This window comes from Ruegeria sp. CDSA033, assembly GCF_059612305.1.
The window spans coordinates 1-25,440 of the sequence record NZ_JBXWQI010000003.1 but is presented as its reverse complement, the minus strand read 5'-3'; the positions used below and the strand labels follow the sequence as shown (position 1 = coordinate 25,440).

23 protein-coding genes and 1 tRNA gene are annotated in these 25,440 nt (G+C 58.3%); 15 read left to right on the top strand and 9 right to left on the bottom strand.

From position 1 onward, the window contains the following. Positions 1–9: 9 nt before the first annotated feature. From AC2FLA_RS05185 to AC2FLA_RS05175, 3 genes are all read left to right on the top strand, one after another. Positions 10–528 (top strand): DUF3035 domain-containing protein, encoded by a 519-nt coding sequence (locus AC2FLA_RS05185; RefSeq protein ID WP_496721019.1) that lies wholly within the window; start codon positions 10–12, stop codon positions 526–528. An 81-nt stretch (positions 529–609) separates the two neighbouring features. Beyond that, positions 610–1,950 carry a M16 family metallopeptidase gene (locus AC2FLA_RS05180; RefSeq protein ID WP_496721017.1) on the top strand — a complete coding sequence of 447 codons (1,341 nt, stop codon included), beginning with the start codon at positions 610–612 and terminating at the stop codon, positions 1,948–1,950. Next, positions 1,947–3,254 (top strand): M16 family metallopeptidase, encoded by a 1,308-nt coding sequence (locus AC2FLA_RS05175; RefSeq protein WP_496721015.1) that lies wholly within the window; start codon positions 1,947–1,949, stop codon positions 3,252–3,254. Before AC2FLA_RS05180 ends, AC2FLA_RS05175 begins: the two co-directional genes overlap by 4 nt. A 6-nt stretch (positions 3,255–3,260) precedes the next feature. Here AC2FLA_RS05175 and AC2FLA_RS05170 read toward each other — a convergent pair whose 3' ends face one another. The 4 genes from AC2FLA_RS05170 to deoC all read right to left on the bottom strand — a co-directional run bounded on the left by AC2FLA_RS05170 (position 3,261) and on the right by deoC (position 8,263). After that, on the bottom strand, positions 3,261–3,992 hold the full coding sequence (locus AC2FLA_RS05170) for a cyclic nucleotide-binding domain-containing protein (protein ID WP_496721013.1): 732 nt from the start codon (positions 3,990–3,992) through the stop codon (positions 3,261–3,263). Between the two features lie 87 nt (positions 3,993–4,079). Continuing rightward, entirely contained in the window at positions 4,080–4,895 is an 816-nt protein-coding gene (locus AC2FLA_RS05165; RefSeq protein WP_496721011.1) for an SDR family oxidoreductase, read from the bottom strand. Between the two features lie 24 nt (positions 4,896–4,919). Next, complete coding sequence (locus AC2FLA_RS05160; RefSeq protein ID WP_496721009.1) at positions 4,920–7,253, bottom strand: aldehyde dehydrogenase family protein; 2,334 nt, start codon at positions 7,251–7,253, stop codon at positions 4,920–4,922. Positions 7,254–7,264: 11 nt separating this feature from the next. Next, positions 7,265–8,263 carry a deoxyribose-phosphate aldolase gene (gene deoC / locus AC2FLA_RS05155; protein ID WP_496721007.1) on the bottom strand — a complete coding sequence of 333 codons (999 nt, stop codon included), beginning with the start codon at positions 8,261–8,263 and terminating at the stop codon, positions 7,265–7,267. Positions 8,264–8,461: 198 nt separating this feature from the next. Here deoC and AC2FLA_RS05150 point away from each other — a divergent pair, with 198 nt between their 5' ends. The 6 genes from AC2FLA_RS05150 (at position 8,462) to AC2FLA_RS05125 (ending at position 15,766) form a co-directional block, all read left to right on the top strand. Then, a complete protein-coding gene (locus tag AC2FLA_RS05150; RefSeq protein WP_496721381.1) occupies positions 8,462–9,415 on the top strand; it encodes a metal ABC transporter solute-binding protein, Zn/Mn family in 954 nt (317 codons plus the stop codon). 3 nt (positions 9,416–9,418) lie between these two features. Next, positions 9,419–10,222 carry a metal ABC transporter ATP-binding protein gene (locus AC2FLA_RS05145; RefSeq protein ID WP_496721005.1) on the top strand — a complete coding sequence of 268 codons (804 nt, stop codon included), beginning with the start codon at positions 9,419–9,421 and terminating at the stop codon, positions 10,220–10,222. Between the two features lie 3 nt (positions 10,223–10,225). Then, positions 10,226–11,431, top strand: a complete 1,206-nt coding sequence (locus AC2FLA_RS05140) for a metal ABC transporter permease (protein WP_496721003.1) — start codon at positions 10,226–10,228, stop codon at positions 11,429–11,431. Then, positions 11,428–12,357, top strand: a complete 930-nt coding sequence (locus AC2FLA_RS05135; RefSeq protein WP_496721002.1) for a metal ABC transporter permease — start codon at positions 11,428–11,430, stop codon at positions 12,355–12,357. Before AC2FLA_RS05140 ends, AC2FLA_RS05135 begins: the two co-directional genes overlap by 4 nt. Before the next feature lie 282 nt (positions 12,358–12,639). Beyond that, positions 12,640–14,484, top strand: a complete 1,845-nt coding sequence (mutL, locus tag AC2FLA_RS05130) for a DNA mismatch repair endonuclease MutL (protein ID WP_496721000.1) — start codon at positions 12,640–12,642, stop codon at positions 14,482–14,484. 52 nt (positions 14,485–14,536) lie between these two features. After that, entirely contained in the window at positions 14,537–15,766 is a 1,230-nt protein-coding gene (locus AC2FLA_RS05125) for a DNA recombination protein RmuC (RefSeq protein ID WP_496720998.1), read from the top strand. A 3-nt stretch (positions 15,767–15,769) separates the two neighbouring features. On the opposite strand, the gene AC2FLA_RS05120 is transcribed toward AC2FLA_RS05125, so the two are convergent. The 3 genes from AC2FLA_RS05120 to AC2FLA_RS05110 are packed head-to-tail and all read right to left on the bottom strand — an operon-like array spanning position 15,770 to position 17,550. Beyond that, positions 15,770–16,174 carry a hypothetical protein gene (locus AC2FLA_RS05120; RefSeq protein ID WP_496720996.1) on the bottom strand — a complete coding sequence of 135 codons (405 nt, stop codon included), beginning with the start codon at positions 16,172–16,174 and terminating at the stop codon, positions 15,770–15,772. Between the two features lie 58 nt (positions 16,175–16,232). Further along, a complete protein-coding gene (locus tag AC2FLA_RS05115; protein ID WP_496720994.1) occupies positions 16,233–16,883 on the bottom strand; it encodes a ChrR family anti-sigma-E factor in 651 nt (216 codons plus the stop codon). A 10-nt stretch (positions 16,884–16,893) separates the two neighbouring features. Further along, positions 16,894–17,550 (bottom strand): sigma-70 family RNA polymerase sigma factor, encoded by a 657-nt coding sequence (locus AC2FLA_RS05110; protein WP_282152347.1) that lies wholly within the window; start codon positions 17,548–17,550, stop codon positions 16,894–16,896. Positions 17,551–17,699: 149 nt separating this feature from the next. Here AC2FLA_RS05110 and AC2FLA_RS05105 point away from each other — a divergent pair, with 149 nt between their 5' ends. The 4 genes from AC2FLA_RS05105 (at position 17,700) to AC2FLA_RS05090 (ending at position 20,348) form a co-directional block, all read left to right on the top strand. Next, on the top strand, positions 17,700–18,473 hold the full coding sequence (locus AC2FLA_RS05105; RefSeq protein WP_496720992.1) for a DUF1365 domain-containing protein: 774 nt from the start codon (positions 17,700–17,702) through the stop codon (positions 18,471–18,473). Between the two features lie 87 nt (positions 18,474–18,560). Beyond that, positions 18,561–18,878, top strand: coding sequence for a DUF3775 domain-containing protein (locus AC2FLA_RS05100; RefSeq protein WP_058275224.1), 318 nt, complete (start codon positions 18,561–18,563; stop codon positions 18,876–18,878). Between the two features lie 243 nt (positions 18,879–19,121). Then, positions 19,122–20,087, top strand: a complete 966-nt coding sequence (locus AC2FLA_RS05095; RefSeq protein WP_496720990.1) for a hypothetical protein — start codon at positions 19,122–19,124, stop codon at positions 20,085–20,087. Positions 20,088–20,258: 171 nt separating this feature from the next. After that, positions 20,259–20,348 (top strand) — tRNA-Ser (locus AC2FLA_RS05090). Between the two features lie 101 nt (positions 20,349–20,449). Here AC2FLA_RS05090 and AC2FLA_RS05085 read toward each other — a convergent pair. Further along, positions 20,450–21,559: a Hint domain-containing protein gene (locus AC2FLA_RS05085; RefSeq protein ID WP_496720988.1), complete on the bottom strand. Its 1,110-nt coding sequence runs from the start codon at positions 21,557–21,559 to the stop codon at positions 20,450–20,452. Between the two features lie 289 nt (positions 21,560–21,848). On the opposite strand from AC2FLA_RS05085, the gene AC2FLA_RS05080 reads away from it, so the two are divergent. Together AC2FLA_RS05080 and AC2FLA_RS05075 are read left to right on the top strand one after the other, a co-directional pair. Then, complete coding sequence (locus AC2FLA_RS05080; RefSeq protein ID WP_496720986.1) at positions 21,849–22,271, top strand: helix-turn-helix domain-containing protein; 423 nt, start codon at positions 21,849–21,851, stop codon at positions 22,269–22,271. Between the two features lie 120 nt (positions 22,272–22,391). Further along, positions 22,392–24,029, top strand: coding sequence for an adenylate/guanylate cyclase domain-containing protein (locus AC2FLA_RS05075; RefSeq protein WP_496720984.1), 1,638 nt, complete (start codon positions 22,392–22,394; stop codon positions 24,027–24,029). A gap of 235 nt (positions 24,030–24,264) precedes the next feature. Here AC2FLA_RS05075 and AC2FLA_RS05070 read toward each other — a convergent pair whose 3' ends face one another. Beyond that, positions 24,265–25,260, bottom strand: coding sequence for a helix-turn-helix domain-containing protein (locus tag AC2FLA_RS05070; protein ID WP_496720982.1), 996 nt, complete (start codon positions 25,258–25,260; stop codon positions 24,265–24,267). Positions 25,261–25,440: the final 180 nt, after the last annotated feature.

Below are 25,440 nucleotides of genomic sequence, written 5' to 3'. Positions count from 1 at the left end.
GAGACTCTGATGCGGCTGCCGCGTTCCATATTTGCTTTGACATTGGCTTTTGCGGCTGCGGGTTGTTCCGATATTGGACTGCGCCATCTCGAAGCGCCCGGGCAAGGGCCGGATGAATTCTCGGTCCTGCCTGTCAAACCGCTGACCGAGCCCAAGGATTACAAGTTCCTGCCTGCGCCCACGTTGGGTGGTGAAAACCTGACCGATCCGAACCCTAAGGCCGAAGCTGTCGTTGCCCTTGGCGGGAACGAATCTTCGTTGAACGCAAATACGGCCATTCCGTCCACGGACGCCGCGCTTGTGACGGCCTCCAGCCGGTATGGGGTTGCGGAAAATACACGGCAGGTGGTTGATGCCGAGGATGCCGAGTTCCGCAGAAAGCAAGGCCGCCTGACGCGCTTGCGTTTGTTCAAAGTGGATCGTTATTCGCAGATTTACCGCCGCGAAACGCTGAACCCCGACCGTCAGAATGAAGCGGCACGCCAGGCCGGGATAGAAACACCATCGGCGCCACCGGTAGATGAATAATCTTTAACTTTTCGTCATTGGCCTTGAACCCGCGTGGTGCCACCGTAGTTTGAACAGCATAAATCAAACGGAGGACGCCCTATGGTTCGGGCCCTGGCATTGTCGGCAGCCCTGATGGCCGCAACCCCTCTTGCTGCAAGCGAGGGGCACGAAGCGGTCACTACCTTTACGCTGGACAACGGCATGGATGTCGTCGTGATCGAAGATCACCGCGCACCAGTTGTGCAGCATATGGTCTGGTATCGCGCAGGGTCAGCAGATGAGCCCGTGGGATCGTCGGGCGTGGCGCATTTCCTGGAACACCTGCTGTTCAAAGGCACGGACACTCTGGCCCCGGGCGAGTTTTCCGCCACTGTTGCGGCCAATGGCGGCACCGACAATGCGTTCACGTCGTATGATTACACCGCGTATTTCCAACGCGTTGCCGCCGACCGGCTGGAACTGATGATGCGGATGGAAGCGGACCGGATGCGCAATATCCGCCTGAACGACGAGGATATCGCCACCGAGCGTGACGTGATCCTAGAAGAGCGTAATCAGCGCACCGACAACAGCCCGCGCGCCCTGTTCGGTGAACAGATGAGCGCGTCGCAATACCTCAACCATCGCTACGGCGTGCCAATCATCGGCTGGCGGCACGAGATGGAAACGCTGGACATGGAGGACGCGCTGTCCTTCTACCAGACCCACTACGCGCCCAATAACGCCATTCTGGTCGTCACCGGTGATGTCGAACCGGACGAGGTCAAATCGCTGGCCGAGCAGTATTACGGCGTGATCCCCGCCAACTCTGACCTGCCTGAACGAGTCCGGTCGCAGGAACCGCCGCAAACGGCAGAGCGGCGTCTGACGTACAAAGATGCGCGCGTGTCGCAGCCCTATGTGCAGCGCAGCTATCTGGCCCCCGAACGTGATCCGGGCGAACAGGAAAAAGCGGCTGCCCTGTTTCTGTTGGCAGAACTGTTGGGCGGAAGCACGACATCCTACCTGAACGAAAAGCTGCAGTTCGAGCAGCAAAAGGTTGTCTACACCGGCGCGTTCTTTCGGGGTGTCTCGCTGGATGATACGACCTTTGATCTAATCGTCGTCCCGGCTGCAGGCGTTTCCCTGCAAGAGGCCGAAGATGCAATGGATCAGGCGGTTGCCGACTTCATCGCTGAGGGTGTGAACGAAGAGGACCTTGACCGGATCAAGATGCAGCTGCGGGCCTCGCAGACCTATGCGCGCGACAATGTGGATGGGATTGGCAACCGCTATGGCCGCGCGCTGACCAGCGGCCTGACAATCGAGGATGTGCAGGCTTGGCCCGATATTCTGCAAGCTGTCACTGGGGATGAGATCATCGCCGCCGCGCGCGAAGTGATACAACCGGAAACATCGGTCACCGGCTGGCTGATGCGCGATGATGAGGTGACGCAATGAAACGGATATTCGCAACCCTGATCGCATTCGTTGTCGCTCTGCCCGCTGCCTGGGCTGATATCGAAATCAAAGAGGTCACCTCTCCTGGTGGGATCACCGCATGGCTGGTCGAGGATCACTCGATCCCCTTCACCGCGCTGGAGCTGCGTTTTCGCGGCGGCACATCGCTGGATGACGCGGACAAACGCGGTGCGGTCTACCTGATGAGCGGCCTGATTGAGGAAGGCGCAGGCGACATGGATGCCCGCACCTATGCGCGTGAGCTGGAATCGCTGGCGGCCTCGTTCCGGTACAGTGCAACCGATGACACAGTGTCGATCACCGCGCAGTTCCTGACTGAAAACCGGGACGATGTGATCGACCTGCTTCGCACCACCATTCACGAGCCACGCTTTGATCAGGATGCAGTGGACCGGGTAAAGGCGCAGGTACTGTCCGGCCTTAAATCCGATCAAACCGACCCAAATGACATTGCGGGTCGTAACTTTGCGCGCATGGCCTATGGCGATCACCCCTATGGCACAGAAGGCAAAGGCACGATCGAAAGCGTGACAGCCCTGACGCGCGATGACGTGGTCACCGCCTATCAGGATGTCTTTGTCCAAGACCGGATGTATGTCGGCGCGGTGGGTGACATCACTCCCGAAGAGCTGGGCGCGTTGCTGGATAAACTGCTGGCCGACCTGCCAGAAACAGGCAAGCCGATCCCCGAACGTGCCGATGTGTCCATCCCCGGTGGTGTTAGCGTAGTCGAGTTCGACACGCCGCAATCTGTGGCCCTGTTTGGACATGCAGGCATTGACCGCGATGATCCCGATTTCTTTGCCGCGTTTATCCTGAATCACATCCTTGGCGGGGGCGGGTTTGAAAGCCGCCTGATGCAGGAAGTGAGAGAAAAGCGTGGTCTGACGTATGGTATCGGCACTTATCTGGTGCCCAAGGACCTGGCCTCGGTCTATCTGGGGTCCGTGTCGTCAAGCAATGATCGCATTGCTGAAGCGGTCGAGGTGATCCGTAACGAGTGGGCCCGTGCCGCGTCCGAAGGTGTATCCCAGAAAGAACTGGACGATGCCAAAACCTACCTGACGGGCGCGTACCCGCTAAGGTTCGACGGCAATGGCCAAATCGCGGGGATCATGGTCGGGATGCAGATGGAAGACCTGCCCATCGACTATATCGCCACCCGCAACGACAAGGTGAATGCGATCACGCTAGAAGAGATCAACCGGGTCGCCAGCGAATTGCTGGACCCTGACGGGCTTCATTTCACCATTGTCGGCAAGCCCGAGGGTCTGGACGGCTAAACCCGTTCAGGCCGCGACGGGTTGTTTCTGTGCTCGCAGCGTATGCTTGTTGCTGCTCAGAAGCTTTTGCCGCGCATGCCTGAAATGCGCGGCTTTCAGCGCGTCGTCGATGAGCCGGTTCCGGCGCAGCAGGCGCGACAGACGGTAATTGTCGAACACCAGGCAGGTTGTCGGCTCTGAGGCGATGACGGTGGCCGTTGCGGGCAGGCCAAGGCCGAATGTCAGCTCTCCCAGTGTCTCGTTCGAGCCGCAAATATTGATGACCTGACCATTTTGCAGGATGGTTGTTCGCCCGCTCAGGACATAGCCAAGGAAATCTGTTGTTCTGGCTTCTTCGATCAGAATGTCGCCCTTGGCGAACTCCTGAACCGACGCAGTGTTCAATAGTTTTCGGGCGTGATGCGGTTTCAGTGACCCAAGATGATGCGAGATGAACTGGCGCTCGGCTGCGGAAAAGCGGATCAGATGCCGCGACAGGTATCCACGCAGCAATCCGATGACCGAGATTGCGATATAGGCCATCTGTATGATCGAACCGGCCAGATTGAATTCTTCTACCATGCTGATCAGAACGCAGCTTGCGGCAACGATAACCAGAACAGGGTAGAGCACGCCATTGCCGCGGACTATGCCGATTTGCAGTAAAAAGTAGTTCAAAATGTAAAGGCCAGCCCCGGCGACGCCGACCATCGTGGCCAGTTCGACAAACTCGGTGAACTCAAATGGACTATTCAGCATGTAAGGACCCACCCTAGCAATGAATGGGTCTTACGCTGTGCCAATTACGTGAAGCCGTAAATGAACAACCTCACAGGTTAATGGGTTTTATGAGCGTGCTTTCGCCTGCGCGCGCAACATTTGCCCCATCATCTGGCCGAACTTGCCCGAACCACGCTGGTACAACGCGCCATCGACGGCCAGAACCGTGCCGCTGATATAGCTGGCCAGATCGGAGCTTAGGAACATACAGGCGTTTGCCACGTCCTGCGGTTGACCCCAACGGCCCAGGGGGACGTCCTTACGCAGCGCTTCTCCGGCATCTGGCGTAGGGGCCAAACGCTTGGCCCCTTCGGTACCCTCGATAAAGCCCGGCACGACCGAGTTCACACGGATACCCTCGACACCCCATTCCATCGACAGGGTGCGGGTGATCTGATCCACGCCTGCCTTGGCGGCACAGACATGGGCTTGGCCTTCGTAAGGCAGGTAGGATTGCGGGGCCGAGATGTTGATGATGCTGGCACCCGGACGCTTGAGGAAAGGATAGGCCCCCTTCATCACGTGGATCGTGCCCATCAGGTCGATATCGATCACGGTCTTAAACGCATTGACCGACATCTCTGCCGCCAATGCCGGGAAGTTGCCCGCCGCGCCCGATACCAGCACGTCGAAGTCACCGAACGCGTCGTGGAACTGTTTCAGCCCGTTTGCCACGGCCTCCGGGTCACGTACATCGAACGCCGCACCGATGGCGTCTTGGGCCCCCGCAGCTTTCAGCGCAGCAACGGTGTCATCGACCTTTTCCTGCGACCGGCTGGCGACCGCCAATTTGGCACCCGAGGCCGCAAAGGCCTCGGCAATGCCGCGATTGATACCGCTGGTTCCGCCGATGACGACGACGGTTTTTCCTGAAAAGTCCATGTAGGCCTCCCTTGGCGGGGAGCCCTACTCTCCGTAGGGCACCCAGATGTTTTTGACTTCGGTCGCAGCCTGCAGGAAGCGGCGGGAATGGTCCACGCCCCAATCGATTGCCGTCGCGTTATTCACCCAGGTCCGTTTCAGGTTCCCGGCCGAGACGACCTCGATCTCTTTTGAAAGATCGGTGGACGAGAAGGACCAGACTGCATCGACGTTCAGGTGCGAGGCCAGCGGTTTCGCCAATTCCGCATGGCTGCCGGTCAGGATGTTGACCACGCCAGCGGGCACGTCCGAGGTTTCGAGGATTTGGTAGAAATCGGTAGCCGCCAGCGGGTAGGGCTCCGAAGCCACCAGAACTGTCCGATTCCCCATCGCAATCGCCGGAGCCATGGCCGAGACCAGACCCAACAAAGGCGCCTCATCCGCACAAAGCGCGCCGATGACACCCACGGATTCCTTCATGGCAATCGCCACACCACGGATCGGAACGCCGTGCACCTGACCGTCATATTTGTCGGCCCAAGCGGCGGCGGTGAACAGGCGCTGGATTGAAGCTTGGACCTCTTTCGCACCGTCTTTCTTGCCGGTCATCGCATCGATGCGAGCGGCAAACTCGTCGGCGCGAGCCGAGAGGTTTTCGCCGATGTAATACAGGATCTGTGCCCGCAGATGGCCGGTGGTCTTGGACCATCCATTGGCCCCTGCCGCAGCTTCAACCGCATTGCGGACGTCCTTGCGATTGGCGAGGCCCACGTGGCCTAACAGCCCGGACTTGCCCCAAACGGGTTTCGAATAGCCGCTATCGGGCCGCGCCTGTTTGCCTCCGACATACATCTTGGCGGTACGGTCAATCGGATCGACCGGAGCGCCATCACCGGTGCCTGCTTCGACCTTCGCCAACGGCTTAGCTTTGCCTTTGGGCTTGGTGTACGCGGTCAAGCCTTCCCAGCCGCCTTCACGGCCAAAGCCGCTTTCGCGCACGCCGCCGAATCCGGCTGCCGCGTCGAACAGGTTGGTGGCATTCACCCAAACCACGCCCGCGACCAGCTTGGGCGCGATATCCAGTGCAAGGTTCACATTCTCGGTCCACACGGTCGCGGCCAGCCCGTAACGGGTGTTGTTGGCCAGTTCGACCGCTTCTTCAGGCGTGCGGAAGGTTGACGACACAAGAACCGGGCCAAAGATTTCTTCCTGCATCAGCGGGTCAGAGGTTTCGAGGCCCGAGATCAGCGTCGGCGGGTAATAACACCCGTTCGCCGGCAGATCGCATGCCGCTTGGTGCACGTGACCGGCGGTGTTGCTTTCGACCATGCTTTTGATGGTTTGCAGTTGGACCGGGTCTACAACCGCGCCCACATCAATGCATTTATCCAGCGGATCGCCGATGCGCAGCTTGTCCATCCGTGCACGCAACTTGTCGTGGAAGCGCTCAGCGATGCCTTCCTGCACCAACAGGCGCGAGCCGGCACAGCAGACCTGCCCTTGATTGAACCAGATCGCGTCGACCAGACCTTCGATGGCACTGTCGATATCGGCATCATCAAAGACGACGTAGGCCGACTTGCCGCCCAGTTCCAATGTCAGTTCCTTGCCCGACCCTGCAGTCGCTTCACGGATACGGCGGCCCACAACTGTCGAGCCGGTAAAGGCGATCTTGTCGACGTCCGCGTTCACGATCATCTCGCCCACGGCGCCGTCACCAGTGACGATGTTGACTACGCCTTTGGGCAGCCCGGCCTGTGTGCAAATGTCAGCAAACAAAAGTGCGGTCAGCGAAGTGTACTCGGCTGGCTTCAGAACCACGGTGTTGCCCATCGCAAGTGCCGGCGCAATCTTCCACGCCAGCATCAGCAACGGGAAGTTCCACGGGATGATCTGCCCGCAGACGCCCAACGCCTCAGCATCGGGCAGTTCGCTTTCCATCAGCTGCGCCATGCCCGCGTGGTAGTAGAAATGTCGCTGCGCCAACGGGATGTCGATGTCGCGTGATTCACGGATCGGCTTGCCGTTGTCGAGGCTCTCAAGCACTGCAAACAGGCGCGAATGCTTCTGCAACAGGCGCGCGATGGCATAGAGGTACCGCGCACGGGCTGCACCGCCCAGCTTCTCCCATTTCGGTTGCGCCTTTCGGGCGGCAGAAACGGCAGCATCCACATCGGCCTGTTTGGCTTGCGTCAGCTTGGCCAAAACCTCTCCGGTCGCCGGGTTGCGGCTGTCGAACCCTTTGCCGGGTTTGGTGAACGCACCATCGATATAGTGACCGAACTTGTCGCCCTGATCGACCAGCCAGGCCAGAGCCTCGGCGGCACTTTCGGGGGCAGGGCCGTAATCCATGGTTTCGAATATCTCTTTGACTGTCATTGTTTTTGTCCTCAGCCCATGGAGTGACGGTAACCGGCGGAGTATGCGCCAGTTACATAGTGTTCCAACTGCCGCTCGATGTCGCCCAACAAGGACGACGCGCCAAAACGGAACAAGTCCGGCTCCAGCCAGCGGTCGCCCAGTTCGTCCTTGATCAGCGACAAATAAACCAGCGCGTCCTTGGCCTTGGATATGCCGCCTGCCGGTTTATAGCCGACCCGGTATCCGGTGCGGTCATAATAGTCGCGGATCGCGCGGATCATGACCAGCGAAACAGGCAAGGTGGCGTTGACGCTTTCTTTGCCGGTCGAGGTCTTGATGAAATCCGCCCCGGCCATCATGCAGACTTGCGAGGCGCGCGCGACATTGCGCAAGCTGCCCAGTTCGCCGGTGGCAAGGATGGCTTTGACATGCGCATCACCGCAGGCCACGCGGAACGCCTTCATCTCGTCATACAAGGCTTGCCAGTTGCCAGACAGCACGTGACGGCGCGAGATCACGATGTCGATCTCTTCGGCGCCGGCTTTCACGCTTTCTTCGATCTCGGCCACGCGCAGATGGAATGGCGATAAACCAGCCGGGAAGCCGGTGGAAACCGCGGCAACAGGTATGCCGGTGCCATGCAGCGCGTCCACGGCGGTTTCGATCATGTCGTGATAGACGCAAACGGCCCCGGTTGTGATAGGCGGCATATCCAGCGCCTTCAGAACCGTAGGCGCAACGGGTTGCCGTGCCTTGGCACACAGACGGCGGACTCGACCAACCGTGTCGTCACCCGACAGGGTGGTCAGGTCGATCATCGTGACCGCCTTTAACAGCCATGCGGCCTGATACTCTTTCTTGACGGACCGACGACCGGGCAGGGTCGCGGCGCGGCGTTCAATGGCCGAAGTATTGACCTGCACGGCGCGTACCCAGTCCAGATCAAGATCCATACCGGGGTTTCTGGGCTCGGTCACTTGCGGCAGATGCGCGGTGCGCACGGGGCTTTCTGAGCTCTGCGTTTCCATCTTCACATCCTTTGGGAGGTTTGCGCCAAATTCGCACGGCTTGGCGCTAATTGGAAGGCATAGCGGCCTTCCGTGTGCAATTTTTTTGACCAAATGGACAAATTTGAGGTCTTCTTGCGAATAATTCGCAATAGCGTTGACTTAGTTGCGAATGGTTCGCATATTCATTCTCAAGAGGATACCTAAATGGGGTCAGAAATGATTCGTCGTAGTTTTCTTGCGGCTTTGGCTTTTGCCGCCGCTTTGCCGGTCGCGGTATGGGCCGAGGCGCCGCTAAAGGTTGTTGCCACCACGGGCATGATAGCTGATGCGGCGCGCCAGATCGGTGGTGATCAGGTTGAGGTCAAGGGTTTGATGGGACCGGGCGTCGACCCGCACGCTTATCGTCAAACCCGCAGCGACATCGTTGCTATGACCCGGGCGGATCTGATCCTGTGGCACGGTCTTTATCTTGAAGCGCAGATGGAGGACTTCTTCCATGATCTCGGACGTAAACGTCCGGTCGTGGCCGTGGCCGAAGGTGTCGATAAGTCCAAACTGCGCGCGCATGACGACTATGCCGATAAGTATGACCCGCATGTATGGATGAGCCCGGCCGTCTGGCGCGATGTGGTGGTCGAGGTTCAAAAAGCCCTGACAGACGCCCGCCCTGAGGCTGCTGATTTTTTCGCCGCGAACGCGCAGACACATCTGGCCGAGATTGATCAGTTGGAAGCCTACGGCAAACTAGTGCTGGCCGACGTACCGGAAAACAACCGTGTGCTTGTAACGGCGCATGACGCCTTTGGCTATTTCGGTGAGGAATACGGCTATGAGGTGCTTGGTATACAGGGCATCTCGACCCAGTCTGAGGCTGGTCTGAACCGGATCGGCGAACTGGTCGATACCTTGGTAGATCAGCAGCTGACGGCCGTCTTCGTGGAAAGCTCGGTTTCTGATCGGTCCATGCGCGCGCTGATCGAAGGTGCTGCGGCCAAAGGTCATGATGTTGGCATCGGCGGAGAGCTGTATTCCGACGCAATGGGTGAACCGGGCACCTATGAAGGCACGTATATCGGGATGCTGGATCACAACATCTCTGTGATTGCCGGAGCGCTGGGCGCAGACGTGCCCGAACGCGGCATGAACGGCAAATTGTCGGCGGGGTCTTGAACGATGCTGTCGCTGGCTGCGCATCAGGGTGCTTCGGTTACTGAAAAAATTACAAAGGACTGCCCGCTGGCCATTTGCGGTCTGACTGTCTCATACGGTCAGAAACCTGCCGTGTTTTCGGTGGATATGACCGTGCAACCCGGCGCGATGACGGCGATCATCGGCCCGAACGGGGCGGGGAAGTCTACGCTTCTGAAGGCGGCGCTGGGCATCGTTTCGCCCCTGTCCGGGCAGGTGTCCGTATTTGGTGAACCGCTGGAGAAACAGCGTGCACGAATTGCCTATGTGCCGCAACGCGCAAGCGTCGACTGGGATTTTCCGACGCGCGTGATTGATGTTGTATTGATGGGCCTGTCCCGCGAGCTGGGCTTGCTGGGTCGTGTCCGTGCCCGGCATATGTCCCGGGCCATGGACTGCCTTAACCGGGTCGGGATGCGCGATTTTGCCGATCGTCAGATTGGTCAATTGTCCGGCGGCCAGCAACAGCGCGTTTTTCTTGCCCGTGCTCTGGCGCAGGATGCTGATCTTTATCTGTTGGATGAACCCTTTGCCGGTGTCGATGCCGCGACGGAGAAAGCAATTATCGCAGTGCTAAAGTCGCTGAAAGAGGCGGGCAAGACCGTTGTTGTCGTGCATCACGATCTGGCCACCGTAACCGATTATTTCGACCATGTATTTCTGATCAATACCCGCAAAGTGGCCGAGGGAACTGTGGCCGAGGCCTTTACCGCCGAAACCCTGCAATCGGCGTATGGCGGCCGTCTGGCCACAGCCCAGATCGACCAGATTTCGCGCGCATTGGGGTAAATCATGCTTTGGGATGCTCTGACCCTTCAGCTGGGCTATAACGCCACGCTGGTCGCGATTGGTGCGACCTTGCTGGGTATATCCGCTGGTGTGACCGGCACGTTTCTGTTCCTGCGCAAACGCGCGCTGGTCAGCGACGCAATCAGCCACGCGACTCTGCCCGGCGTTTGCCTTGGGTTCATGGTTTTGGTCGCGCTTGGCGGCGATGGGCGCAACCTGATCGGTCTGCTGGCCGGATCGGCCGTGTCGGCCTGGGTTGGATTGCTTTGCATGAATTGGCTGACACGCCGCACACGACTGGCCGAGGATGCCGCCATTGGTGCCATCCTGTCGGTGTTCTTCGGTCTTGGCATCGTGCTGTTGACCGTGATCCAGACCATGGGTGTCGGTCGTCAGGCCGGGCTGGAAGGGTTCTTGCTGGGCTCGACCGCAGGGATGCTGTGGGCCGATGCTCTGGTCATCGCAATCGGCGGGGCAGCGACGCTGTTGCTGGTCATGATCATCCGCCGACCTATGACCATGGTGGCTTTCGACCCGGAATACGCTGCCGCCAGAGGCCTGCCGGTGCACCGGATTGATCTGGCGATGATGGGGCTGGTCATGGCGGTTACTGTGGTGGGCCTGAAAATCGTCGGGCTGATCCTGATCGTGGCTCTACTGATCATCCCACCTGTCACGGCGCGGTTCTGGACGGACCGCTCGGACCGCGTCGTGCTACTGGCTGGCCTGGCCGGAGGGCTGGCAGGGTATCTGGGTGCGGCGATGTCGGCCTCGGCCCCCAATCTGCCGACCGGCCCGATCATTGTGCTGGTCAGCTTTGGCTTTTTCGCACTGTCCCTGCTACTTGCGCCTGTTCGGGGTGTTCTGGCAGCGGTTCTGCGGCAACTGCGGTTCCAGCGCCGGGTTCACATTCGGCAGGGTCTCCTGGCATTGGCGCAAGGGCAAAAGATCTATGAGCCGCTGACCTTGCGTCTCTTGCGGCGTGCCGGTTTGGCGCGGGCAGATGGCGTGGCCACCGAAACCGGCAAGGCTCGCGCTGCCAAGGCGCTGCGCGATGAAAAGCGCTGGGAAATCGTCAGGGCTGATCAGATGCATGAGGCAACGGCAGCGTTGTACGACGGGTTGCGCGATATCGAAACCGTCCTGACCCAAGACCAGATCGCCGAGATCGACCGCCAGATCGGCGGCCCGCAGGAGGTTCCGGCATGAACGGTGAAGAATTCGTACCTCTGTCTTTGACTCCATTGCTGATCGGCACGTTTGCCGCCATCGCTTGTGCTTTGCCCGGGAACTTTCTGGTCCTGCGCAAACAGGCCCTGATCGGGGATGCGATCAGCCATGTGGTGCTGCCGGGTATTGTCGTGGCCTTTCTGCTGACCGGAACGATTTCAACCTGGCCAATGATGCTGGGCGCCGCGGGCGCCGCGGTGGCGGCTGTAGTTCTGATCGAAGCCGTCAGGCGGCTGGGGCAGATCGAGGCGGGTGCCGCGATGGGGGTGGTCTTCACCACGATGTTTGCAGCCGGTGTGCTGCTGTTGGAACAAACCGATACCTCGACCGTGCACCTGGATGTTGAACATGCGCTTTATGGCAATCTGGAAAGCCTGATCTGGTTGGACGCTGTGGGCTGGTCTTCGGTGTTGGATCCCGTGGCGCTGGCGGGGTTGCCGCCGGAATTGCCTCGGATTGCGCTGACTTTGCTGGGGGTATCTGTCTTTGTATGGCTGTTCTGGCGGCCGCTGAAGATTTCCACCTTTGACGAAGGGTTCGCGCGCACCATTGGTGTCCGGACCGGAGTTCTGGGCATGGCCCTTGTGATCACGGCAGCGATTGCCGCCGTGGCGGCATTTGACGCAGTGGGTTCGATCATTGTGATTGCCATGTTTATTTGCCCCCCGGCGGCGGCGCGCATGATGACCAACCGGCTGGAAACCCAGATCGCGTGGAGCATCGTCTTTGCCATCCTGTCGGCAGTCTCCGGGTACGTGCTGGCTGGATATGGTCCGCTCTGGCTGGGGGCGGCGGACGCGGTCAGTGCTGCGGGCATGATCGCAACAATGTCCGGTCTGATCCTTGCGTTTGCGGCTTTGTGGGGGCCGTGCCGGACCCGGGCGGGTGCACCCGGAGCCGCGTGACCCGGCATTTTCCCGCCGCTGGGTCCTGCGTGGTATCGGCCAAACTTCGCCACCTGAATTGGGGCGAGGAGAGTCTTCACGTCGTGAAACCGTATTCGTGGTATAAATTGGTCCATTGATTATTGGATGACCACCACTCACTCCGGATCGTTCGAGCAGTCGCGCCCAGACTGGCCGCAAGTCTAGGCTGGCACGGTGTGATTGTTCGAACGCCCCCTCCTCACATTAAATACAAGCCAAAGCGGTGGCAGAATCGTGCGCGAATGTGCTAGGTCTGGTGGTATGGCGCAGGCACACCCCAATATCAGCGAAAATCGACCGGTCATCCGGCAACTTGACGACGCAGCAATCAACCGTATTGCGGCAGGCGAGGTTGTTGAACGCCCGGCTTCCGCGGTCAAGGAATTGGTTGAAAATGCCATCGACGCAGGCGCAACCCGCGTCGCGATCGACATTGCCGATGGGGGGAAGACGCTGATTCGCGTCACCGATGATGGTTGCGGGATTTCTGCGGAAGATCTGCCATTGGCATTGTCACGCCACGCGACGTCGAAAATCGACGGGTCCGATCTGTTGAATATCCACACCTTCGGGTTCCGGGGTGAGGCCCTGCCATCGCTGGGCGCGGTCGGCCGCCTGACCATTACAAGCCGGGTGCCGGGGGGCGAGGCGGCCTCGATCCACGTGGCAGGTGGTCGGATGGACGGGGTGAAACCTGCGGCCTTGCGTGCTGGCACAGTGGTGGACCTGCGCGATCTGTTCTTTGCAACGCCTGCGCGGTTGAAATTCATGCGCACCGACCGGGCTGAAGCGCAGGCGATTTCCGACACAGTCAAACGTCTTGCCATGGCCGAACCTGCGGTGACGTTCACTTTGCGTGACGTCTCTGGCGGTGGAGAAGGGCGCGTGACCTTCCGCGCTGACCGCGAAAATGGTGATCTGTTCGACGCGCTTCACGCCCGGCTGGCCCGCGTGATCGGGCGCGAGTTTGCTGAAAATGCCCTGCAGATCGATGCCACGCGCGAGGGGATCCGGTTGTACGGTTACGCCGCCTTGCCGACCTATTCGCGCGGCGCGGCGGTGGCGCAGTATCTGTTCGTCAATGGTCGTCCTGTGCGCGACAAGATGCTAACGGGCGCGCTGCGGGGGGCCTATTCCGATTTCCTCAGCCGGGATCGTCATCCGGCAGCAGCATTGTTCATCGATTGCGATCCGACGTTGGTCGACGTGAATGTGCATCCGGCAAAGTCCGAGGTCCGGTTCCGCGATCCGGGCGTCGCGCGCGGGTTGATCGTCTCGGCCCTGAGGCACGCGCTGGCCGAGGCCGGACACAGGGCCTCCTCCACAGTGGCGAATGCGACTTTGGGCGCTATGCGTCCGGAACCGGCACAACCTGCGCCGGCACGCGTCTATCAGATGGACCGTCCCTCGCCAGCTGCTCGAAAAGTGGCGTATCAGGCACAGGCACCGGGATTTGCCGAACTGTCTCAGGACTACAGCGGCAGCATTGTCGAACCGGCTTCGGCCCCAGAAACATCGGTCGAAGACCTGCCTTTGGGGGCGGCGCGTGGGCAGGTGCATGAGAACTACATCATCGCCCAAACCGCAGACGGCATGGTGATCGTCGATCAACATGCGGCACATGAGCGGCTGGTTTATGAGAAGCTCAAAAACCAGATGGCCGAGAATGGCGTCGCGGCTCAGGCGCTTCTGATCCCGGAAATTGTTGAACTGTCCGACAGCGATTGCGCGCGCCTGATGCAGGTTGCGGACGACCTGACAAAGCTGGGACTGACGATTGAACCCTTTGGCGGCGGTGCGGTCGCTGTGCGTGAAACGCCGGCTATTCTGGGCGAGGTGGACGCGCGGGCGATGATCCTGGATATATTGGATGAACTGGCCGATCAGGGCGAAAGCCAGATGGTACACGCGCGGATTGAGGCGATCCTCAGCCGGGTGGCCTGTCATGGGTCGGTTCGGTCGGGCCGTCGTATGCGGGCGGAAGAAATGAACGCCCTTCTACGGGAAATGGAGGCCACGCCCCATTCCGGTCAGTGCAACCACGGGCGGCCGACTTATGTGGAATTGAAGCTGAGCGATATCGAACGATTGTTCGGCCGCAGTTGATCCATTGGCTTGGTTGGGCTATGGAGAATAAAACAAGAACATCCGAGGCGACATGATCGAGATTGCAGGAACCCAATATGCGCTGAACGACCCCGTGATCCTGACCGTGGGCGGGGTTGTTACGCTGATCCTGTTGTTGCTGTTTTTGTCGCTGCGCGCAGCCAACCGGTCGGCCCGGATGGCGGAACCTCTGTCCCGCCAGATGGCGCATCTTGGCCAGCATGTGCAGCAGTTGGGGCAAGGGCAAGAACAATTGCGCGGTGGCTTGCAACATGTCTCGGACACGCAGGCCAATGCACAGGTGCAAGTCATCCAGACAGTTGAATCCCGTCTGTCCTCAGTCCAGCAGCAGATGAATGACCGACTGGCAGATAACGCGATGAAATCGGCACGTGCCTTGGCCGAGATGCAGGAGCGGATGAAGGAATCCCTGCATGGATCATCCAAACAAACCGCGACATCGCTAACGCAGTTGCAGGAACGTTTGGCCGCCATCGACAAGGCGCAGGACAATATCACAAAACTGTCGGGCGACGTGCTGTCTTTGCAGGATATCCTGTCGAACAAGCAAACGCGTGGTGCGTTTGGTGAGATTCAGCTGAATGATATCGTCTCTAAGGCGCTGCCGTCGGATAGTTTCAAGCTGCAGGCAACCCTGTCGAATGGGCGGCGCGCAGATTGCCTGATCAACCTCCCGAACCCTCCAGGGCCGATTGTCATCGACAGCAAGTTCCCGTTGGAGGCCTATGAGGCCCTGATCGGTTCGACCAATGACATGGAGTTGAAGGCGGCGGTTCAGATGTTCCGCAGCACGGTGCGCAAGCACATAACTGATATTTCCGAGAAGTACATTCTGGACGGTGAAACGGCTGATGGAGCACTGATGTTCCTGCCGTCCGAGGCGGTCTATGCCGAACTGCACTCCAAGTTTCCGGAACTGGTGCAGGAGAGTTTTACCAAACGCGTGTGGATCGTCTCACCCACCACCTGCATGGCGACGCTGAACACGATGCGTGCGATCCTCAAAGACGCGCGGATGCGGGAACAAGCTGGGGCGATCCGCAAAGAACTGGGTTTGCTGCACAAGGATGTTGAGCGTTTGGGGGATCGGGTCGGCAATCTGGACCGCCATTTCGGGCAGGCGGCCAAGGATATCTCGGAAATCAAGATCAGCGCCGAAAAGGCTGGTCGCCGGGCTCAGCGGTTGGATAACTTCGATTTCGAGGAGTTGGCACCGGATGATCAGACCAACGTTGTGCCTTTGGGGCAGTCCGAGGGCTAAGCGTTACTGGATCGAAAGATCCAGGTTATAACCGACCGTCTTGTCGGTATCGCGGTCATTACCCATCAGGTAGACTCGAATCGTGTAATCTCCATCCTCTGGAAGGTCGATGCGCGCGGTATTCCCGTCGATCGAGCCGTTGTAGATCGCAACGCCATCACTGCCGGGCGGCAGGATGTTGAAGTAGATCACGCCATTGCCGTTTGTATCGCTGACTTTGAGGTCGGCAAACATCTCTTGCCCGACCTTTGCGCCCAGCTTGTAGTCGAAGTACTCATTCCCGGTGACGGTCCCATTGACCATCGTTCCGAAATTGCCCGGTTCGAACTTCACGTCAGCGACCAGCTGGGCAGAAGCGACAGATGCAAAACCCATAAGGGCAAAAATACAGAACATAGTTCGGATCATTTCAAATGCCTCCACCAATCAGCTTGCAGGGCAGCGTACCACATGAGCGCTGATTGCGTCAGATCTTCAGGAACGATTGGAACAGACGCGGCATCAGCTTGCTGAATTTCAGCGGCGCGTCAGTGACCGCCAGACAAATGCAATCCTCGGTAATGTCGGCTGTCGGCGTGTGGTGCAGGTCTTCATCTGCAATCTCCACATCACCACGGGCAAAACGGTCGACCTCGTCCGAAAACGCGCCCTGCAGAACCATGGTCAGTTCCACGCCGTTGTGGCTGTGGTCGGGAACTGCGGTGCCCGCCGGAATGAACAGCAACCGAGCTGTTGCTTCGCCGCTCGTCGGCAGGATCGCCTGTTTGACCCCCATGCCGATTGGTCGCCAGCGGATGTCATTCACGTCACCGCCCACATAATCCTGCAGCGGGGTTGGCAAAACCGAGCAGCCGGGTCGCCTGGGTTTGGCAATCGGCGCACCGTTTGCAATCAAAGCCATCGTTTCCACAAGTGCCTTGTCGTTCATCGCAACGGTCTCGTCCTGTTCTTCCAGGACATATCCGCCAACGGCGTCAAAACTTTCCGCCTGCGCACGACATTGATTGCACAGGGACAGATGTGTCGCGACCATCAGGTCGAAAGCCTCGGGCAGAGTGCCTGCGGCGTAAGCCATCAGCAGGTCGTCTGTCAGGTGATGTTTGATCTTGTTGCTCATATCCGTCATCTCAATTCATCGCATGGCGCAAGCGGTCCAGCGCCAGCCGTATCCGTGATTTGATCGTTCCCAGTGGCAATCCAGTCTGAGAAGCGATTTCTCGATGGCTCAGATCGCCAAAATAGGCTTTCTCGATCAGTTGTCTTTGCGCCTCTGGCAGCGCGGTCATCGCGTTGCGCAGCTGCGCGGTTTCCTGTTGCAGCACGAGTATGTCGTCCTGCTCCGGTTCAGCCTCGGGTCCCCATCCCAGCTCTTCGGGCTCGGGGCGGCGTTGTTTGCGCAGGACGTCGATGCGCTTGTTCCGGGCGATCGTGAACACCCATGTGGCCACGGTTGCCCGCGTAGGGTCGAACAAGTGTGACTTGTGCCACAGCGTGACCATCACCTCTTGTGCGCACTCTTCGGCCATGGCCGCATCTGAGCCCGACTTGATCAGGAACGCCTTGATCCGCGGCGCGAAGTGCTGAAACAACTCAGCAAACGCTGCCTGATCCTGCGCGTCCCTTATACGTCTGACGTGGTCCACCCACTCAGCTCGTTTGTCACAATTGTCTTGCGCTCGGTTCACCGGTTTTCCCTTGATGCGTTTCTTTGCGCGCCACGGTTTCTGTGAAGGCCTGCTGGCCACCGGTTCATCCAAGGTCGCGGTATCGATCTCGGTAAACATAACAACATTACGCGGTAAGCCCCAAGCTGGATCACATTGTGATGCGATTTTAATCCGAACCGGACCATGTTTCGTATGATAAGTATCTATATGTCGAAGAAAACAGCGCTGTTTGAACGGCTTGCAGGCGAATTGGAACACTGACGAGAATGAACAGGATCGACCATATTTCAGGCCATACTTACCACGGTCGAAAAGGCGGGATCGAGAATGCATTTCGCTATTCCATAGATTACATCCTGTTGGACCCCGAAGCCCGGCGTGACACACCGCTTTTGTTTTCGATGAACCGTGTAAATGCGATGTATTGGCGAGATCGTGACCATGGCGGTGAACCCGGCAATGGGAAAGGTGCGGCGTGGTTGCGAGCCAAATTCGACGAAATGGGTGTGACGCAACCTGCAAGGCTTGAGTTGCTGACGCAGCCACGGGTGCTGGGGCATGTCTTCAATCCGGTCAGCTTCTGGTTCTGCTTCGATGCCGGTGAACAGCTATATGCGGTGGTAGCAGAGGTTACGAACACTTACGGCACGCGCCACAGCTATCTGTGCAACAATCCCGGGTTTGCGCCGATCCAGCCGACGGATCGCATCGTTGCGGACAAGCTAATGCATGTCTCACCGTTTCAAAAGATCGAAGGGACGTATGAGTTCCGGTTCGACCATCGCCCCGAGCGTATCGGCGTCTGGATTGACTATGGTCGAAAAGCGGGTGGGTTAATTGCCACACTGACCGGGCCGCGCGCGCCGCTGACCAACCGGGCGATCCTGTGGTCGTTGCTGCGGCGCCCCTTCGGTGCGCGGCGTGCGTTTTTCCTGATCGTGTGGCAGGCGATCAAACTTAAGATCAAAAAGGCCCGGTTTGTCCCATTCCGAACCGCCCCTGTGCCCGATCAGCCGATATCCCGCAGCCGCAAGTCTTAGCCCCTGGGTCTTTGCTTAAGATCAAAGACTCAGCCCCCTCCTCATGGTTGTGGTATTATTGAAACCGCGAATACGAGGAGTTTGGTCATGATGGAAATTTCGCCAAGGAAAATCGCTCAGGTTGCGATGATGGGGCGCGAGTTGGGTCGCGCCGAGGGCGAATTGCGCGCCTTCATCGACCGGATGAGCGAGGACGAACAGGCCGAACTGGTGGCTGTCATGTGGGTCGGGCGCGAAAGCTTTTTCGCCGAAGATCTGCCTGAGGCCATCGCAACAGCCAAGTCCGAGGCTTCGACCCCTTGCGCGGACTACCTGATTGGTACGCCGCACTTGTCGGATCACCTTGAAAATGGCTTGGATGCACTGGGTATCTCGGCTGAGGATGTGGAAAACGACCTGATGTAAGTGCTCCGGCTATGTGCAACCGGTGCAGCCCGCAAATTGCAAACCATTCGCCGAATAGCCGGTTTTTGGATAACATGATCAGGAAACCCGAAAGCCCGCATTCAGGCTGGGGTGCTTTTAGACGGAGCGTGATCCATGTGGCGCGTCTTGCAAATGCTTGCGGTACTCGCGCTTTGCGTGGGCTTCCAGTCCCGCCCGGCTCAAGCCTGCGGCGTCTGCGTTGAGCTTCCGGAATATTCTCTGGTGGACCGGATTCTTTCTGCTCGTGTGATCGTGCTGGCGGCACCATCACCAGACAACCCTTTCAGGTTCACCCCCGTTTCGGTTTTGAAAGGCACGCCGGAACAGGTTGAGGCTTTGCCCGAAATACCTTTCCTGGTCGACAGCGTCTTGCGATCCGCCTTTCGTACGAATCCGGATAGAACGGTTTTGATGGTCTACGGGACGGGGTATCAGGACAAGGCCGGTCGCAGTCTGCCCAGCGGTTGGACCAAAGGGTTCTTGATGACTCCGGATCGGGCCCACTTCCTTGAAACACTGCGTGCCGAAGGGCAGGGCTGGGCCAGTGGCGCGCCGGATCGCGCGGCGCAGGTTGCCTTTTTCAGTGCCTATCTCACACATGAAGATCGCCTGTTGCGCAACACGGCGTTGATCGAAATCCACCGCGCGCCTTATTGGCTTTTGACCCAACTGACTGATGCCGTGCCAACCGCACAATTGCTGCGGGATCTCCGCAATCCCAATCGTCTAGCCTACGCACCGGCACTTATCCGATTGTTGGGTCTTCAGTCGGACCCAAAGGCCCAAGAACGCGTAAGGCTTGGCTATAAAAGCGCGCTTCGCAGTGGAGGCCTCAACCTGTACGACTGGGGTTTGGCGGGTATCGCAGTTGATGGTGATCAGGCAATCCTTGAAATCGAAAAGTCGCTGGAGCGGCCTGAACGCTCCGCCGACGAAAAGCGAAACCTGATCCGCAGCCTGGCCGATGGCGGAACGACCTATCCCAAGTTGCGACCCTGGATCCTGGACGTGTTTAGGCATCAGTTGGACAAAAACAGCACCGTTGCGATCTGGATTGCTCTGGCTGTACGACCTTGGGGTACCGACGCACTGAACCCCAACTTTGAGGCTATCATGGCCCAAAATGATCTGGACCCGGCGACGCTGTTTCTCATGCGAGCGGCAATCGAAGCTGACGAACCGGGCTAACGTCGCGGTGACGCTCCTCAGAGTTCCAAATCGCACTAGGGAGCAGATGGGGCAGCACTTTCGCCACGCAAATGCATCCCAACAGCATCAGCGCAATCGATTTCAGAAAAATATCGCGCTTGTTCAAAATCGTCTTGTATCTAGTCGACATGCAAGGATATACCGGCCAGCGGAGACGTGGCCGAGTGGTCGAAGGCGCTCCCCTGCTAAGGGAGTAGGCCCGGAAGGGTCTCGAGGGTTCGAATCCCTTCGTCTCCGCCACCTACCATTTTCGTTCAATTGGACAAGATGCTTTTCAACCCCTTATGGGGTTGTTTTACCTAACACAATTAAGTTCGCTGTTGCTCTTCAATTGTATTCGATTACTCGATCAAAGATCGGTTGTTCTTGATGTGGCGTTGCACCATATGCCGAACCTGCTTGCCTTTGGCCGGGACCGGACGCGCAGATGGCGGTACGAAATCCTCTGTGGCCAAGGCGGGAAACAGTTCCAGCATTTCTGCCCGCGCCGCAGCTGGCACAGTCCTGAGGGCCTCTGCGCCGGCAAACAGACTTTCCGATGGGGCGCCTTCGGCAAAGACGACCTCATGCTGTTCGAACAGCATGTGATAATATTCGACGGTTTGAGCGTTTTCCTCTACCGAGATACCGGGAATTCCAACCAACGCGTGCGCGGCCACCAGGATTTCGCTGGTGTCGAACATTCGGATTGCAATGGCGGACCGCACCAGCATCCGGTGTTGCGGGGAAACAAGTAGATCGCGCTGTGGCAGTCCGCTGCCCAATCCACCGGCGGCGATGCGGATCGGGCGCAGTTTGGGCTTTTCCGACAGCTCTTGACTGGTCAGCGTACGCGCGCCGATCCAGCGAATGGGCTGCGGACCCCGGTCCATCGTCTCAACCAAATCACCTGCACTCAGACGTTCGATCGCGATATCTCCGTCCGGCGTCCGGATCAGTGTGCCAGCAGTAAAGCAGGGCACGTCAACGATGGATGTGGCGTCGGTTGTATCCGGCGCATTGCCTGGCGTGACGTTGACAATCGTCATCGAATAGGCAGTGCCAGGTTCCAATGGCACTGACGTGATATAGCCTGCCAGATCACCTTCGACCTCGACCCGGTAGACGGTGATGGTGCCACCGTCCGGATCGGTCAGAACATAGGATTCCTCAAGGTAAATATCACCACTCAGAAATGTGGTGGACCCGTCCAGATTGGTGACCGTACCGGTCTGTGTTAAGTCATCGCCGCTTTCATTGCTGTTGAAGTCGCCGTTAAAGACGGTGCCGGTATCAGGCAAAGTTGGATTCCCGGGGCGCGACAGAATGTTTCCGCCTGCCGCATCCTCGACGTTGAAAACGCGCCGGTCGGTGGCCGGGTCAAAATCGGTGTCCAAAATGACCTGGTCTGGTCCCGCCGTGGTTACCGAAATGACGTCGGGATCATATCCAATGTAGGAATAGTTTGCCATCTACAACTCACTACCTTTTTTCGTGCGTGCCGTTTATTTCAGCCAGAACTTTTGGCACGTATTTCATCATTCAGGGGGCATTTTCAGCAACAGTCGCCAATCAATCCCCTTATTTCAAGGCAATACCACGGCAATTTTTTGAATTCATGAATGGTGGTTGGCTTTTTTTGTCATAACGCAACCCTGCCATGGGGCGGACTTTCGTTAAGGCGGTGCGGTGGGTCGCGCTGGCTACGGATCTCACTAGCTAACTAGCGCAACGGTGATCGCGTTGCGAAAAGTCATGACGATGAGCATGGCGCTAACAGGGTTCGAAGCTATTTTGGTCTGCGAAGTGATGCACATTCCCGGCCCGGTTCTTTTGTCCCTTATGCGCGAAGACCCTGAGATTGGCGTGTCGATCCCGGCTTCGACCTTTACTCATCTGCATTCACTGGTTGCGCAACTGGAGCAACTCAAGGCCCAGACCGGGGCGCAAAGGGTGGCCGAGTTTTTGCTGAACCTATCCGACAAGGTGTCCGGCGGCTGCGAGGTTGAGCTGCCTTATGATAAAATGCTGATTGCCGGGCGCTTGGGCATGAAACCCGAAAGCTTGAGCAGGGCGTTTTCGCGGCTCAAGCCGGTGGGCGTGAAAATCAACCGTAATCACGCCGAAATCGCGGATATCCAAAGCCTGCGCGACTACGCCGAAAGCGACTCGTCCGAGAAGTAGCGCACATTCCGCTTCGGTAGGGCTATTTGCGCAGACATTTTGGCATATTTGCTAGCGTTTTTTCGCATATTTGTGTACAATGCTGCCAGTTCTGCCGCTTATTTCGGCGGGGGGTGCAGCATGACACACGACCGCAACGGTGGCCCTGACAGGCCGCCCTTGGTTGCGCTCAGCGTCGCCAAGGTCGCTCTTTCGGTTCGGGCCAAGCTGCTGGTGGCTTTTCTAGGGATAACCGGTCTGCTGGTCTGTTTGGTGTTGTTTGGTCTATATGCCTTGCATCAGGCCAATCTGCGGTCCGAGACGATGATGCGCGATCAGGAGCGTATTGCGTTTTTTAATGACACCCACACGACGATCTCGAACCTGAACACACATCTACTGTCCTTGTTCGTTCCGCAGAACCTGAAAGACTTTCCTCGTCAGAACGGATTTCTGGGAGCTTCTACGCGTTCGATACTTCACGTTTCGGCGGCGCTGGAGCGTAACCTTGCCCTTGGTTTTCGCAGTTTTGGACAGCCGGGAATGCCGGATGCGCAGGCGATCGCGAACCTTCGATCTGACCTTCAGGACATTTTACCGGCAATCACTGAACTGCGCCGTCTGAACCGCGAAGGTGATCTGTTAGCTGCCGCGCAACACGGTATCGACCACATGTTCGAGCCGCTGCAAGCCATGCAACGCGAGGCGTATACCGTGGCGCAGGATGTTGAACAGGAAGTGCGCGAACTGGCGCGGACTACAGAACAGGCATATTTGACTTCACGCCTAAGCATCACGGCTGCGGCGATCGCGGCGATTGGGATTGCTCTTTTGTTGGGGTATTCGATTTCGTCGTCCCTGTTGTGGCCGATCGAACGCATCCATGCGGTGCTCAGCAAGCTGTCCCGGGGTGGGTTCGACAACCGGATTACGGTTCCCAATCGGGACGAACTGGGCGAGCTGGCAAACCACGTGAACCAGACCAGCGAAAAACTGGGTGCGCTTTACGGGCAAGTCGAAGTGCAAAAAGCCCAACTGGCCGATTTGAATGCAGCGCTGGAAACTCGGGTCGCCAACCAGATAGAAGAGATCGAGCGCACCAATCGTCTGAAACGTTTCTTGCCGGCGCAGGTGGCAGCGATGATTGTCGGCGCGACGGATGAGGCGGATGTCTTGAGAACCCGTAAGGCCGAGATCACGGTTCTTTTTGCTGATCTGCGCGGGTTCACGGCCTTCGCCACCGTTGCCAATGCGGATCAGGTTGTCGCGGCGCTCAACTCATTTCACGGCACTTGCGGGCCGCTTGTTGAGGCCTGCGGGGGAACATTGGAACGGTTTCTTGGCGACGGTTTGATGGTTTTGTTCGGCGCGCCGGTGCCGCTGGATGATGCCGCGCAGAGAGCCGTTGATCTGGCCCAGAAAATGCAAGTGGATGTTCGAAAGGCGATGGTCCCATACAGGGCGGGTATAGCGCAGCATGGTCTTGGCCTCGGCATTGGGATCGCAACGGGCGCAGCAACCTTGGGTCGGATCGGTTTTGAGGGTCGTCTGGATTACTCGGCCATCGGGCCTGCGCCCAATCTGGCGGCACGCCTGTGTGAAATCGCCAAGGACGGTCAGGTGCTTGTCTCAAATGCAACTGCGCGTCAGGTCCGGATAGATATGACCCCGGCGGGACCGTTCGATCTGAAAGGCATTGGAACCCGTGTTTCGGCCTTTGAATTGGCGCGTCTGGTCGAAAGCCGGGCGGCGCCTCACGTTTGTGCCCCCTATCCCTGACAATTGCAGGGAGTTGCGCCCGTCGTAACTTCAAAAGGCGGGGTCCGGCGGTCATGTGCCAGCGATGAGCGCGCCTACAACCTACAAGACTGAGCCAACCAAAACGGCTTCAGTGCGCACTCTGAAGACGGCCCAATGGGAACGGCAACTCACCCGACGCGTGGGTCAGCGAGTTTGTTTGACTTAAGGTGAGGGTGACGAACCGACTGTTTGCCGGGGCGCGGTCCTTTTCGTCCTACCTGCCGGATAACTGTCCCGCAAAGCGTTGATTTCGGATGTCGTCCGGGGATGTCTTGTAATGGGCGCGAAAGGCGCGCCCCAAAGCGACGGCAGAAGAAAACCCGGTGGCTGCCGAAATCTCTCGCTGCGACAAATCCGTTGTCCGAAGCAACGTGTCAGCCCGTTCCAGACGCAACTCTCTGTACGTTGTCAAAAGCTTTGTCCCGGTTCTGTTTAGGAATCGACGCTGCAACTGCCGGGTGGACGTACCCAGCATTTGCGCCAGATCCGAGATCCGCAATGGCTCCTCAAGATTATCACTCATCGTTTCGATGGCTCGTAGCACTTGTGGATCGGCCTCGGACCGTTGGAAAAGCCGGATTGCAAGATGGCTCTTGGCGGTCCTTTTAGGCTCGGACAGTCCGATGTATCCGCGCAGAGTGTCTGCGAGGTGCTCTCCGTGATCGATCGATACGAAATTGGACAACAACCGTAAAGCGCTTAACCGGGTCGATGCGCTGTGCAAACGGTTATCATTGGCCATGTGGATACCCGATCCATCTTCGATCAGTCCGATTTCCTGCGCTGCGGCCGTGAAGTTGGGGTGCACCGCGGCGACTGTTTTTTCTGCCCGCCCGATCTGAGCAAGCAGCAAAATGGCGCTGCCGACAAATATTGTGCGCGACGACAGGTTCACAACCTGTGAGGTCCAGGATTTCTCAGAGTCATCCAACCGCCAGTTTTCGTGGATATCCCCCCAAAACAGTGCCGTTCGCCCAGACCAGTACAGTGGCCCTTCGACCGGATCTTTAGCCAACCTGCGAATGTTGATGATGTAAGAATGATGTTCGACCAGCCTGTTCAAGGCATCAAAGAAATCCAGGACGATCTGTGCAGATGCTTCGGTGTCCTCGCCAGAGAGGACAACATCGACGTGATGATTTCTGTTGGGTGTTTGCCTGGTAACGCAGGCTTGCCGTGAACGGGCATTTTTGAGGACATAGTGTTTCATTGTTCCTCCACCTGATGGTCTTCGGCTTTGCCCTTCGGGGCATCGCTCATTTCTTATGGCCGACCCCCATAGTTTCGGGGATCGGCCGTGAGTTTCAGCCCGCTTACTCTGCGGCTTCTTCGTAAGCGTCCATTGGGGGGCATGTGCAGATTAGGTTTCTGTCGCCGTATGCGTTGTCGA

Coding starts and splice junctions, on each gene's coding strand:
- AC2FLA_RS05150 (WP_496721381.1), top strand. CDS start 8,462: ATGATTCGTCGTAGTTTTCTTGCGGCTTTGGCTTTTGCCGCCGCTTTG.
- AC2FLA_RS05145 (WP_496721005.1), top strand. CDS start 9,419: ATGCTGTCGCTGGCTGCGCATCAGGGTGCTTCGGTTACTGAAAAAATT.
- AC2FLA_RS05180 (WP_496721017.1), top strand. CDS start 610: ATGGTTCGGGCCCTGGCATTGTCGGCAGCCCTGATGGCCGCAACCCCT.
- AC2FLA_RS05160 (WP_496721009.1), bottom strand. CDS start 7,253: ATGACAGTCAAAGAGATATTCGAAACCATGGATTACGGCCCTGCCCCC.
- deoC (WP_496721007.1), bottom strand. CDS start 8,263: ATGGAAACGCAGAGCTCAGAAAGCCCCGTGCGCACCGCGCATCTGCCG.
- AC2FLA_RS05075 (WP_496720984.1), top strand. CDS start 22,392: ATGACACACGACCGCAACGGTGGCCCTGACAGGCCGCCCTTGGTTGCG.
- AC2FLA_RS05120 (WP_496720996.1), bottom strand. CDS start 16,174: ATGATCCGAACTATGTTCTGTATTTTTGCCCTTATGGGTTTTGCATCT.
- AC2FLA_RS05105 (WP_496720992.1), top strand. CDS start 17,700: ATGAACAGGATCGACCATATTTCAGGCCATACTTACCACGGTCGAAAA.
- AC2FLA_RS05110 (WP_282152347.1), bottom strand. CDS start 17,550: ATGTTTACCGAGATCGATACCGCGACCTTGGATGAACCGGTGGCCAGC.
- AC2FLA_RS05080 (WP_496720986.1), top strand. CDS start 21,849: ATGAGCATGGCGCTAACAGGGTTCGAAGCTATTTTGGTCTGCGAAGTG.
- AC2FLA_RS05125 (WP_496720998.1), top strand. CDS start 14,537: ATGATCGAGATTGCAGGAACCCAATATGCGCTGAACGACCCCGTGATC.
- AC2FLA_RS05165 (WP_496721011.1), bottom strand. CDS start 4,895: ATGGACTTTTCAGGAAAAACCGTCGTCGTCATCGGCGGAACCAGCGGT.
- AC2FLA_RS05175 (WP_496721015.1), top strand. CDS start 1,947: ATGAAACGGATATTCGCAACCCTGATCGCATTCGTTGTCGCTCTGCCC.
- mutL (WP_496721000.1), top strand. CDS start 12,640: ATGGCGCAGGCACACCCCAATATCAGCGAAAATCGACCGGTCATCCGG.
- AC2FLA_RS05085 (WP_496720988.1), bottom strand. CDS start 21,559: ATGGCAAACTATTCCTACATTGGATATGATCCCGACGTCATTTCGGTA.
- AC2FLA_RS05140 (WP_496721003.1), top strand. CDS start 10,226: ATGCTTTGGGATGCTCTGACCCTTCAGCTGGGCTATAACGCCACGCTG.
- AC2FLA_RS05135 (WP_496721002.1), top strand. CDS start 11,428: ATGAACGGTGAAGAATTCGTACCTCTGTCTTTGACTCCATTGCTGATC.
- AC2FLA_RS05100 (WP_058275224.1), top strand. CDS start 18,561: ATGATGGAAATTTCGCCAAGGAAAATCGCTCAGGTTGCGATGATGGGG.
- AC2FLA_RS05115 (WP_496720994.1), bottom strand. CDS start 16,883: ATGAGCAACAAGATCAAACATCACCTGACAGACGACCTGCTGATGGCT.
- AC2FLA_RS05170 (WP_496721013.1), bottom strand. CDS start 3,992: ATGCTGAATAGTCCATTTGAGTTCACCGAGTTTGTCGAACTGGCCACG.
- AC2FLA_RS05185 (WP_496721019.1), top strand. CDS start 10: ATGCGGCTGCCGCGTTCCATATTTGCTTTGACATTGGCTTTTGCGGCT.
- AC2FLA_RS05070 (WP_496720982.1), bottom strand. CDS start 25,260: ATGAAACACTATGTCCTCAAAAATGCCCGTTCACGGCAAGCCTGCGTT.